Below are 11985 nucleotides of genomic sequence, written 5' to 3'. Positions count from 1 at the left end.
TCGGCGCGGCGCCGGTCTCGTAGGGTGGATTAGCGAAGCGTAATCCACCATTTCAGTTTCCGCGGATACAAACAGTGGCGGGTTACGCCTTCGGCTAACCCACCCTACGCAGCTGAACCAGCCGATCGATCCAGACGCCGAACTCAATCCCAACCGCATACGCCACCAAATTCCACAGCGAGAAGATGCGCCCGAGCAACAGCGCGCCGGCCGTCGTCAGCCGGAACGCATCGAGCCAGGGCGGATGCACCAGCCGGGAGAATTCCACCACGACCGCGATCACCGCTGCGATGGCTGCAATCTGTGTCCGCGTCAGCCGCGGTAGCAAAACTCCTCCCAGCAAGAACACCATCGTGGCCCACAACAGCGAGCCGCCATACTTCACGACGAAGGCGGGCAGGCCGAGCGGAAAGCCGTACCAGCGCAGCGACAGCCCGCAGACGATCATCGCGAGCGCGAGGGCGGCGCGGGTCAGCGATGTCTCTAACAGCGCAACAGGTTTATCCGGCTGCGTCCCGTGCATTGCTCGCTCCATTGACTCTTTGGCCGCGATGCTGAAAACCGCAACCAGCCCATAAAAGCAACAACCCTGGGGGAAGCCATGAGCCAGACCACGACCTATGCCGGTTCCGCCGGCGCGGCCAAGAACTTTAACAAGTCGGAAATCGAGACCTCGACGATCCGCGCCATCTCCTGGCGCCTGATCCCGTTCCTGGTGCTGGCCTACTTCTTCTCCTATCTCGACCGCGTCAATCTCGGTTTCGCCGCGCTGACCATGAACGCCGAGCTGAAGTTCACGCCTCTGATCTTCTCCTGGGGCGCGGGCATCTTCTTTTTCGGCTATTTCATCTTCGAGGTGCCGAGCAATCTGGCGCTGGAGAAGTTCGGCGCGAGCCGCTGGATCGCCCGCATCATGGTGACCTGGGGCATCATCTCGGCCCTGATGGCGCTCGTCAGCGGCGTCACGAGCTTCTATATCCTGCGCTTCCTGCTGGGCGTCGCCGAGGCCGGCTTCTTCCCGGGCATCATCCTCTATCTCACCTATTGGTATCCGGCCGAATATCGCGCCCGCTTCCTTGCGGCCTTCGCCATCGCCGTGCCGGTGTCGACCGTGATCGGTGCGCCGATCTCGGGCCTGCTGCTCGGGCTCGACGGTGCGATGGGCCTGAAGGGCTGGCAGTGGCTCTTCATCATCGAGGGCATTCCCTCGGTGCTGCTCGGCATCGTCACCTGGTTCTATCTCACCGACAAGCCGGAGAAGGCGGATTGGCTGTCGGCCGAGCAGAAGGCGTGGCTGAAGGCGAAGCTCGATTCGGAAATCGCCGCCAAGCAGGCGGTGAAGCATTTCTCGCTCGGAGAGGCGCTGTCTTCGCCCAAGGTGATCGCGCTCAGCCTGATCTATTTCGGCTTCGTCGGTGCGCTCTACGGCATGCAGTTCTGGCTGCCGCAGATCGTCAAGGCGTTCGGGCTGACCAACGCGCAGACCGGCTTCGTCACCGCGATCCCGTATCTGTTCGGCACCATCGCCATGATCCTGTGGGCGCGTCACTCCGATGCGACGCGCGAGCGCGTGAAGCATGTCGGTGCGCCGTTGCTGCTCACTGCCGTCGCGCTCGCCGTCTCCAGCTACCTCTCCGATCCCACCATGACGATGGTGGTGCTGACGGTCGCCGCGATCGGCGTGTTCTGCTGCTTTGGTGTGTTCTGGACCCTGCCGACCGCCTGGCTCTCCGGCACTGCTGCCGCCGGCGCCATCGCCCTGATCAACTCGATCGGCAACCTCGCCGGCTTCGGCGGGCCATACCTGATCGGCTGGGTCAAGGAAGCCACCGGCCAGACCTCGACCGGCTTGCTGGTGCTCGCTGTGCTGCCCCTGATCGCCGGCATCCTGGTGTTCGTCGGTGGCCACGACAGCACGCACGAGTTTGCCGAGCAGAACGAATAGAGCCGAGCAAACGGTTCCGTAGGGCGGGCAAAGCGGAAGTGTGCCCACCACCTCTCTCCGACCCAAACAGGTCGTGGGCACGGCGCTAGCGCGCCTTTGCCCACCCCACGGTGCCCAGCCTGAGGCGCCGGACCCGGGCTGTGAGCCTCAGCCCGCCCTGAAATTTCACCTTCCTGGCAACCCCTCTCAAACCTCACCACCCCCTAACGATCACGCATTCCTGATGACTGACGATTATTGACTTTTATCAGTGATTAGTCGACATTCCTCTCATTGAAGATGCAGGAGTGTCCTTTGATGTTCGTCCGGTCGGTTTTGTCGAGCTATTCCAGGCTGTTGGCAGGTGTGTCGTTGGCCCTGATGGCGGCTGGCCTTGCCGGGTGCAATGACACCGTCGCCGAGAAAGCCGAGCCGCCGCGGCCGGTTCTGGTCGCAACCGCACATTATGGTGCCGAAACCCCCGAGCGCAGCTTCGTCGGCACGGTCAGGCCCCGGATCGAGAGCGATCTCGGCTTCCGCGTCGCCGGCAAGGTCGCCAAGCGCCTCGTCGAGGTCGGCCAGACCGTCGAAATCGGCCAGCCGCTCGCGACTCTCGATGAGGTCGATCTGAAGCTCCAGGCCGAGCAATCCGTCGCCGAGCAGACCGCCGCGACCGGCGTGCTGGCCCAGGCCGCCGCTGCCGAGCAGCGCGCCAAGGATCTGAAGGCCAAGGGCTGGACCACCGACGCGCAGCTGGATTCGAGCCGGGCATCGGCCGATGAGGCCCGCGCGCGCCTCGATCGTGCGGTCCGCTCGGTCGAGCTGACCAAGAATTCCCTTTCCTACGCGACGCTCGTTGCCGACGCCCGAGGCGTCGTCACCGCAACGCTGATCGAGCCCGGCCAGGTGGTCTCCGCGGGCCAGGCTTCGATCCGTGTCGCCCGCTTTGCCGAAAAGGAAGCGGTCGTCGCGATCCCTGAGACGCTGGTCGGACGCGCCAAGTCGGGCGTCGCCAGCGTCACTCTTTGGTCGGAGCCGGACAAGAAGTATACGGCCAAGCTACGCGAGATCGCGCCGACGGCCGATCCGGCCACGCGCACTTATCTGGCAAAGTTCTCGCTGCCGGAGGCCGACGACAAGGTGGCGCTCGGCATGACCGCGACGCTGACGCTGTCGGACGCCGCGACCGAGCGCGTCGCGCGGCTGCCGCTGTCGGCCTTGTTCAACGAAGGCAACAAGCCCTCCTTCTACGTCGTCGACGACAACGGTGCGCTCACGCTGAAGCCGGTGGCGGTGAAGTCCTACGAGAGCAACGACGTCGTCATCACCGGCGGTGTGGAAGAGGGCGCCAAGATCGTCGCCCTCGGTGTGCAGAAGCTCGATCCGGCCCAGCGGGTGCGGGTCGTCTCGTCGCTGTCTTTCTAGTTCATTCCGGGATGGTCCGAAGGACCAGACCGCAGGTGCGCAATTGCGCACCGGGAATCTCGAGATTCCGGGTTCGCCCTGCGGGCACCCCGGAATGACAGGAGAAGTCGAGTTACGTCGTGTGAGGTGAGTTTCGGCCTTTGTCCCTAAGCAGAGGCTGAAGCGGCGAAGCGATCCAGAATCTGCCCAGCCCCCTGGATTGCTTCGCTGCCTCGCGATGACGGCCTGAACAGAGTGGCTGTCGTTTTTTGGCAACTGGATCGTCTTTTCGGAGAGAGCGATGAAGCGCTTCAACCTTTCGGCCTGGGCCGTCAGCCATCCGACGCTGGTTCTCTTCCTGATGCTCGTGCTCGGTGTCGCCGGCTTCTTCTCCTATGAGAAGCTCGGACGCGCCGAGGATCCGTTCTTCACGGTGAAGGTGGTCAACGTCTCCGTGATCTGGCCCGGCGCGACCGCGCAGGAGATGCAGACCCAGGTCGCTGATCCCATCGAGAAGAAGATCCAGGAACTGCCCTATTTCGAGAAGGTGCAGACTTATTCCAAGCCCGCCTTCACCGCGCTCCAGGTCACCTTCCGCGACTCTACCCCGCCGAAGGACGTGCCTTACCTGTTCTATCTTCTGCGCAAGAAGCTGGTCGACGTGCAGGGCCAGCTGCCCTCCGGCATCCTCGGTCCCGTCGTCAACGACGAGTTCTCCGACGTCGATTCCATCCTCTACATGATGACCGGCGACGGCGCCGACTATGCCCAGCTCAAGAAGGTCTCGGAAGGATTCCGCCAGCGCCTCCTGAAGGTGCCCGGCGTGACCAAGGTCGACGTCTACGGCAACCAGGATGAGCGCATCTTCGTCGAGTTCTCCCACGCCAAGCTCGCCACCCTCGGCATCACCCCGCAGGCGCTGTTCGATTCGCTCGCCAAGCAGAACAACGTCACGCCGGCCGGTACGGTCGAAACCTCCTCGCAACGCGTGCCGCTGCGCGTCACCGGCGCGCTCGACGGTGCCAAGGCCGTCGCCGAGACACCGGTCGAGAGCAACGGCCGCGTGTTCCGCCTCGGCGACATCGCCACCGTAACCCATGGCTATGTCGATCCGCCCAGCTTCGTCGTCCGTCAGGAAGGCAAGGCTGCGATCGGCATCGGTGTCGTCACCGCCAAGGGTGCCAACATCCTCGAGCTCGGCAAGGAGGTCGAGAAGGCGACGGCTGAGTTCATGAAGGCGGTGCCGCAGGGCGTCGACGTCAAGCTGATTGCCGACCAGCCCAAGGTGGTCGAGCACGCCGTCGGCGAGTTCGTGCACTCCTTCATGGAAGCCCTCGTCATCGTGCTGTTCGTGTCGTTCCTGGCCCTCGGCTGGCGCACCGGCATCGTGGTCGCGTTGTCGGTGCCGTTGGTGCTCGGCATCGTCTTCGTCGTCATGAACATGATGTCGCTCGACCTGCACCGCATCACGCTGGGCGCGCTGATCATCGCGCTCGGCCTGCTCGTCGACGACGCCATCATCGCGGTCGAGATGATGGTGGTGAAGATGGAGCAGGGCTGGGACCGCATGCGCGCGGCGTCTTTTGCCTGGGAATCTACCGCGTTTCCGATGCTCACGGGAACGCTGGTCACGGCCGCTGGCTTCCTCCCCATCGGCTTTGCCAATTCCGCGGTCGGCGAATATGCCGGCAGCATCTTCTGGATCGTGGCGATCGCGCTGGTCGCCTCCTGGTTCGTGGCGGTGATCTTCACGCCCTATATCGGCGTCAAGCTGCTGCCGGAGATGAAGGCGCACCACAACCACGATCCGCACGCGGTCTACGAGACCCGCATGTACCGGGGCCTGCGCGCCATCGTGCAATGGTGCGTCAATCACCGCATCACCGTGGTGGTCGCGACCGTCGGCGTCTTCATCGCCTCGGTCGTCGGCTTCGGCCATGTCCAGCAGCAGTTCTTCCCGCTGTCGGAGCGGCCCGAGCTGTTCTTCCAGCTGCGCCTGCCCGAGGGCACCGCCTTCAACGTCACCGAAAAGGCGGTGAAGAAGGCCGAGACGCTGCTCAAGGACGACAAGGACATCGAGACCTATACGTCCTATGTCGGCCAGGGCTCGCCGCGCTTCTGGCTCGGCCTCAATCCGCAGCTGCCCAACGAGGCCTTTGCCGAGATCGTCATCGTCGCCAAGGGCGTTGAGGGGCGCGAGCGCGTCAAGGCCAAGATCGAGAACGCGGTTGCGGACGGCATGCTGTCCGAGGCGCGCGTCCGCGTCGACCGCTTCAACTTCGGCCCGCCGGTCGGTTTCCCCGTGCAGTTCCGCGTGATCGGCCCCGACGCCAACAAGGTGCGCGAGATCGCCTACCAGGTCCGCGACGTCATGCGGCAAAACAAGAGCGTCAAGGATGTCCAGCTCGACTGGAACGAGCAGTCGCCCTACCTCAAGCTCGTCGTCGATCAGGACCGCGCCCGCGCCATGGGCCTGACCCCGCAGGACGTATCGCAGGCGCTCGCGATGCTGATCTCGGGCTCGCAGGTCACGACCGTGCGTGACGGCATCGAGAAGGTCGGCGTGGTCGCCCGTGCGATCCCGTCCGAGCGCCTCGACCTCGGCGGCGTCGGCGATCTCACCATCACCTCGCGCAACGGCGTCGCCGTGCCGCTGCAGCAGATTGCCAAGATCGAGTATGCCCATGAGGAGCCGATCATGTGGCGGCGCAACCGCGACATGGCCATCACCGTGCGCTCCGACGTCGTCGACGGTGTGCAGGCGCCCGACGTCACGGGCCAGATCACGCCGAAGCTGAAGGCGATCAAGGACCACCTCGAGCCGGCCTACCGCATCGAGCCGGGCGGCGCGTTCGAGGAATCCGCCAAGGGCAACGCCTCGATCTTCATCCTCTTCCCGCTGATGGTCATGGTGATGCTGACGCTGCTGATGATCCAGCTGCAGAGCTTCTCACGCCTGATCCTGGTGTTCCTGACCGCGCCGCTCGGCATCGTCGGCGCCTCCTTCGGACTCAACGTCGCCAACGCGCCGTTCGGCTTCGTGGCGCTGCTCGGCCTGATCGCGCTCGCCGGCATGATCATGCGCAACACGGTCATCCTGGTCGACCAGATCGAGACTGACGTCTCCCACGGCCTGACCCGGCGCGAGGCGATCGTGGAGGCCACCGTCCGCCGCGCCCGTCCGGTGGTGCTGACGGCGCTCGCCGCCATCCTCGCCATGATCCCGCTGTCGCGCTCGGCCTTCTGGGGCCCGATGGCGATCACGATCATGGGCGGTCTGTTCGTCGCGACCTTCCTGACGCTGCTGTACCTGCCGGGCCTCTACGCGCTGTGGTTCAGGAAGAGCCTGGACGAGGCGGGTACCCCCGAGCAGCCTGCCGCGCCGCAGCATGGGAGCAATGACCCGCACGCAATTCCGCTTGCTGAAGCGGCTGAATAAGTGAGATGAAGTGCTGATTGACGAGTCCTGACAGATGACACTGATTGCGGAACATATCGAAGGCGACACCCGGGATCGTATTCTCGAGGTGGCCGAGCGGCTGTTCCGCCAGATCGGCTACCAGAAGACCACGGTCGGGGACATCGCCAAGGAGCTCAGGATGAGCCCCGCCAACGTCTATCGCTTCTTCGAATCGAAGAAGGCGATCCATCAGGCGGTGGCCCGTTCGCTGATGGGCGAGGTCGAGCTGGAGGCGCAGCGGATCGTGGCGAGGCCCGGTCCGGTCAAGGAGCGTTTCCGGGAGCTGCTCACCACCATCCATCGCATGAACACCGAGCGCTATGTCGGCGACAACAAGCTGCACGAGATGGTCGCGATCGCGATGGAGGAGGACTGGGACGTCTGCGTCGCCCATATGGAGTGCATTGCCGGGGTGATCGGCCAGATGATCGCGCAAGGCGTTGCCTCCGGCGAGTTCGAGGCGCCGGACCTCCAGCTGGCCTCGCTGTGCGCCTGCACCGCGATGATACGCTTCTTCCACCCCCAGATGATCGCCCAGTGCGCCACCAAGCCGGGCCCGACCATCGACCAGATGATCGATTTCGTCATCGCGGGTCTGTCGCCGCGCCACTGACGGGCGGGGGCGTTTGCTCCTATAAGCACGATTGCCGTCATTCCGGGGCGGTCCGCAGGACCGAACCCGGAATCTCGAGATTCCGGGTTCGATGCTTTGCATCGCCCCGGAATGACGGATAGCGGAGAAGCAGCGCGTGACCGACAAAGACCTGTACTTCTACGAGCCCTCCAAGGGCCACGGCCTCAAGCATGATCCCTTCAACGCCATCATCGCGCCGCGGCCGATCGGCTGGATCTCCTCGCGCGATACCAAGGGTCACGTCAATCTCGCGCCCTACAGCTTCTTCAATGCGTTCTGTTACGTGCCGCCGATCATCGGCTTCTCCTCCACCAACTGGAAGGACTCGGTCGAGAACATCCAGCAGACCGGCGAGTTCGTCTGGAATCTCGCGACCATGGACCTCGCCAAACACATGAACGCGACCGCCGCGCATGTTGCCCCTGAGGTCGACGAATTCGAGATCGCCGGCCTCACCGCCGTACCCGGCAAGCTCGTCAACGTGCCACGCGTCGGCGAGAGCCCGGTCGCCTTCGAATGCAAGGTATCCGACATCGTCCGCCTCAAGGGCGCCGACGGCAAGGAGGCCGACGCCTGGCTGACGCTGGGCGAGGTCGTCGCCGTCCACATCGACAGGGCCATGATCAAGGACGGCGTCTACCAGACCGCCGCCGCCCGCCCGATCGTCCGCGCCGGCCGCCGCGGCGATTATTTCGAGATCAAGCCGGAAAACATGTTCGAGATGGTGCGGCCGGATTAGGCCAGGCTATCTCTCCGCCGTCATTCCGGGGCGACGCGTAGCGTCGAGCCCGGAATCCATAACCACCATCGGGAGTATGGATTCCGGGCTCGCGCCAAGAGGCGCGCCCCGGAATGACTGCCCCATTTTCCCCTCCCGGAACTGCCGCCGCACCCTGGCCGTTATGGTCCGGGGGCGCTTGGCCGCGTCAATGTCGCAGGCGAAGTCTTCACCGCCGCCGGCCGCTTTCCGCTAAAATGCCCGACAACCGCGCCGATGCATGAGGTCCGCCATGAGCTTCCGCCGCGACAAAATCACAAAGCCGATTTTTTCCTGGGCCCGCGGCGTGCTGCCGGCGATGTCCGATACCGAACGCGAGGCGCTGGAGGCGGGCGATGTCTGGTGGGATGCCGATCTGTTCACCGGAGACCCGGATTGGTCGAAGCTGCTCAAGGTTCCGCAGGCCGCGCTGACCGACGAGGAGCGGGCCTTCCTCGATGGCCCCGTCGACGAGCTCTGCGCCATGCTCGACGAATGGAAGATCTTCTGGGAATGGCGCGACCTGCCGCCGGATGTCTGGCACTTCGTCAAGCACGAAAAATTCTTCGGCATGATCATTCCGAAGGAGTTCGGCGGCCTCGGCTTCTCGCCTTATGCCCATTCGGAAGTGGTGCGCAAGATCTCGACCCGCTCGATCGCCGCTGCCGTCACAGTCATGGTGCCGAACTCGCTCGGGCCAGGCGAGCTCCTGATGCGGTTTGGCACGAAGGAGCAGCAGGCGCGCTGGCTGCCGCGCCTCGCCGACGGACGCGATATTCCCTGCTTCGGCCTCACCAGCCCGGAAGCCGGCTCCGACGCGGCTTCGATGGTCGACACCGGCATCATCTGCAAGGGCACATTCGAGGACCGCGAGGTCGTCGGCCTCAGGCTCAATTGGCACAAGCGCTACATCACGCTCGGCCCTGTCGCGACGCTGCTGGGCCTCGCCTTCAAGGCCTATGATCCCGACCACCTCGTGGGCGACCAGGAGGAGCTCGGCATCACCGTGGCACTGATCCCGACCGATCTGCCCGGCGTCGAGATCGGTCAACGCCATCTGCCGTCGATGCAGGTGTTTCAGAACGGCCCGAACCGTGGCCGCGACGTCTTCATTCCGCTCGACTACGTCATCGGCGGCAAGGAGCGGCTGGGGCAAGGCTGGAAGATGCTGATGACCGCGCTCGCTGCCGGCCGCGGCATCTCGCTGCCATCGCTCTCTGCTGCGGGGGCCGCCTATGCCGCGCGCACCACCGGTGCCTATGCCCGTATCCGCGAGCAGTTCGGCATCTCCATCTCCAAGTTCGAAGGCGTCGAGGAGCCGCTCGCGCGCATCGTCGCGACCGCCTACCAGCTCGATGCGGCGCGGCGGCTGACCTGCGCGGCGCTGAATGCCGGGGTTCATCCCGCCGTGATCTCAGGCATCATGAAGCTGCACGCCACCGATCGCATGCGCACCGCGATCGACGACGCCATGGACATCCATGGCGGCAAGGCCGTGATCGACGGTCCGCAAAACTATCTCGGTAATCTCCACCGCGCCGTGCCGGTCGGGATCACGGTCGAGGGCGCCAACATCCTGACCCGCAATCTCATCGTGTTCGGGCAGGGCGCCATCCGGGCGCATCCCTATCTGCTCGACGAGATGAATGCGCTGGCCGATATCGATCGCGAGCGTGGGCTCACCGCGTTCGACAAAGCGTTCTGGAAGCATGTCGGCCACAGCGTCCGGACCCTGTTCCGTGCCTTCGGCCGCAGCTGGACCTTTGGCGCTTTCGCAATGGCGCCGGACGCCGGCGATGCCACGCCGTTCTACCGCCAGCTCTCGCGCTACTCCGCGGCCTTCGCGCTCTGCGCCGACATGGCGCTGCTCACGCTCGGCGGCGCGCTCAAGCGCAGGGAGATGCTGTCGGCGCGCTTCGGCGATATCCTCTCCGAGCTGTATCTGCTCTCGGCCGCACTGAAGCGCTGGCAGGATGAGGGCCGGCAAAAGGAAGACTTTGCCGCGCTCGAATGGTGCATGGCGACGGGCTTCAAGACGATCGAGAACCGGCTGGCCGAAATCCTCGCCAATCTGCCCAACCGCTTTGTTGCCGGCTTCCTCAAGTTCCTGGTCCAGCCGTTCGGCGCCCGCGTGCTCGGCCCCTCCGACCGGGTCGTACACCAATGCGCTGCCATCGTGCTGGAGCCGTCGGCGGCGCGCGAGCGCCTCACGCCGGATCTCGCCCATGTCGACGACGACGGCGGCTTTGCCCGGCTGGAGCGCGCGTTCCTGCTGGTCGTAAGCACCGATGCCATCGCCAAGCGCATGCGCGCCGCGCATATCCGCGACTGGAAAGAGGCTGTTACAAAGGGCGTGATCACGCAGGTCGAAGGCGAGCAGCTGGCCGCGGCCCGCGAAGCCGTCACAAAGGTGATTGAAGTCGACGATTTTGCGCCGGAGGCGCTGTCGCCGATTTACAAGAAATCCGGCGACGTGCATCAGTTCTTCCAGGAACTCGGCGAACAGAGGGCAGCGAGCTGATGGCACGACCGGTTTTCATCGTCGACGGCAGCCGGACACCATTTCTGAAAGCGCGCTCGGGGCCGGGGCCGTTCACGCCGGTCGATCTCGCCGTGCAATGCGGACGGCCGCTCTTGGCGCGCCAGCCGTTTGCGGCTGATAGCTTCGACCAGGTCATCCTCGGCTGCGTCAACGTCATCGCGGACGAGATGAACCCCGCGCGCGTCGCCGCGCTCCGGCTCGGCATGGGCGAGGACATGGTCGCCTTCACCGTGCAGATCAATTGCGGCTCCGGCATGCAATCGATCGACACCGCCTACCGCTACATCCGCGAAGGCCATGCCGACTTGATCCTCGCCGGGGGCACCGAAGCGCTCAGTCATGCGCCGCTGGTTTGGCCTAACTCCGGCGTGCGCTGGTTCGCCGGCCTTGCCACCGCCAAGGGCGTGGCCGCCAAGCTCGCCGCCGCTTTCAAGCTGCGGCCGCGCGATCTCAAGCCGATCATCGGCCTCGAGCGTGGGCTGACCGATCCCGTCACCGATCTGAACATGGGCCAGACCGCCGAGGTCGTCGGCCATCTCTTCGGCATTACGCGCGCCGAGGCCGATGCCTATGCCGCCGAGAGCCATCGCCGGCTGGCGCATGCGCAAGGCACGGGTCATCTGAAGGGCGAAGTCGAGACCGCATTCTCTCGCGACGGCAAGTTCTTCGACCACGACGATGGCGTGCGTCCGGACTCCACGGCCGAGACGCTGGCAAAGCTCCGGCCGGTGTTCGAGCGCCCCTGGGGCCAGGTCACTGCCGGTAATTCCTCGCAGATCACCGACGGCGCGTCCTGGGTGATTTTGGCTTCCGACGCGGCTGTCGCAAAGCACAAGCTGACGCCGAAGGCTGCGATCGTCGACAGTAACTGGGCCGCGCTCGACCCCAGCATCATGGGCCTCGGTCCGGTGATGTCAGCGACGCCTCTGCTTCAGCGCAACGGCCTCACCATCAAGGACGTGGAGACCTGGGAGCTGAACGAGGCTTTTGCCACCCAGGTGCTCGGTTGTCTTGCGGCCTGGAACGACGAAAAGTTCTGCCGCGAGATTTTGGGCCTCGACGGCGCCGCCGGCGAGATCGACCGTGAGAGGCTGAATGTCGACGGCGGTGCGATCTCGCTCGGCCATCCCGTCGGCACCTCCGGCAATCGCATCGTGCTGCATCTGGTCAACGCGATGAAGCGGCTCGGGACGCGGCGCGGTGTGGCTACCGAGTGCATCGGCGGCGGGCTCGGCGGCGCCATGCTGATCGAGGCGGTGTGACC

At 64.9% G+C, this 11985-nt stretch carries 8 protein-coding genes; 7 read left to right on the top strand and 1 reads right to left on the bottom strand.

The window, feature by feature from the left end; all coding sequences use genetic code 11:
• Positions 1 to 94: 94 nt before the first annotated feature.
• A complete protein-coding gene (locus XH81_RS29100; protein ID WP_271596451.1) occupies positions 95 to 523 on the bottom strand; it encodes a ribosomal maturation YjgA family protein in 429 nt (142 codons plus the stop codon).
• A gap of 78 nt (positions 524 to 601) precedes the next feature.
• On the opposite strand from XH81_RS29100, the gene XH81_RS29095 reads away from it, so the two are divergent.
• From XH81_RS29095 to XH81_RS29065, 7 genes are all read left to right on the top strand, one after another.
• Positions 602 to 1945 carry an MFS transporter gene (locus XH81_RS29095; protein WP_028141755.1) on the top strand — a complete coding sequence of 448 codons (1344 nt, stop codon included), beginning with the start codon at positions 602 to 604 and terminating at the stop codon, positions 1943 to 1945.
• Between the two features lie 297 nt (positions 1946 to 2242).
• Positions 2243 to 3349: an efflux RND transporter periplasmic adaptor subunit gene (locus XH81_RS29090; RefSeq protein ID WP_028141754.1), complete on the top strand. Its 1107-nt coding sequence runs from the start codon at positions 2243 to 2245 to the stop codon at positions 3347 to 3349.
• A 280-nt stretch (positions 3350 to 3629) separates the two neighbouring features.
• Entirely contained in the window at positions 3630 to 6767 is a 3138-nt protein-coding gene (locus XH81_RS29085; protein WP_028141753.1) for an efflux RND transporter permease subunit, read from the top strand.
• A 34-nt stretch (positions 6768 to 6801) separates the two neighbouring features.
• The gene (locus XH81_RS29080; RefSeq protein ID WP_028141752.1) at positions 6802 to 7401 is read left to right on the top strand and encodes a TetR/AcrR family transcriptional regulator; all 600 of its coding nucleotides are present in this window, start codon (positions 6802 to 6804) and stop codon (positions 7399 to 7401) included.
• Between the two features lie 136 nt (positions 7402 to 7537).
• Positions 7538 to 8161 (top strand): flavin reductase family protein, encoded by a 624-nt coding sequence (locus tag XH81_RS29075; RefSeq protein ID WP_028141751.1) that lies wholly within the window; start codon positions 7538 to 7540, stop codon positions 8159 to 8161.
• Between the two features lie 271 nt (positions 8162 to 8432).
• Entirely contained in the window at positions 8433 to 10700 is a 2268-nt protein-coding gene (locus XH81_RS29070) for an acyl-CoA dehydrogenase (RefSeq protein WP_028141750.1), read from the top strand.
• A complete protein-coding gene (locus XH81_RS29065) occupies positions 10700 to 11983 on the top strand; it encodes an acetyl-CoA C-acetyltransferase (protein ID WP_028141749.1) in 1284 nt (427 codons plus the stop codon). The genes XH81_RS29070 and XH81_RS29065 overlap by 1 nt, the downstream gene beginning before the upstream one ends.
• Positions 11984 to 11985: the final 2 nt, after the last annotated feature.

The organism is Bradyrhizobium sp. CCBAU 25360 (assembly GCF_028128695.1).
Lineage (GTDB): Bacteria > Pseudomonadota > Alphaproteobacteria > Rhizobiales > Xanthobacteraceae > Bradyrhizobium > Bradyrhizobium ottawaense.
Note: the sequence above shows the minus strand (reverse complement) of the source record. Positions and strands in the feature narration are given on the sequence as shown.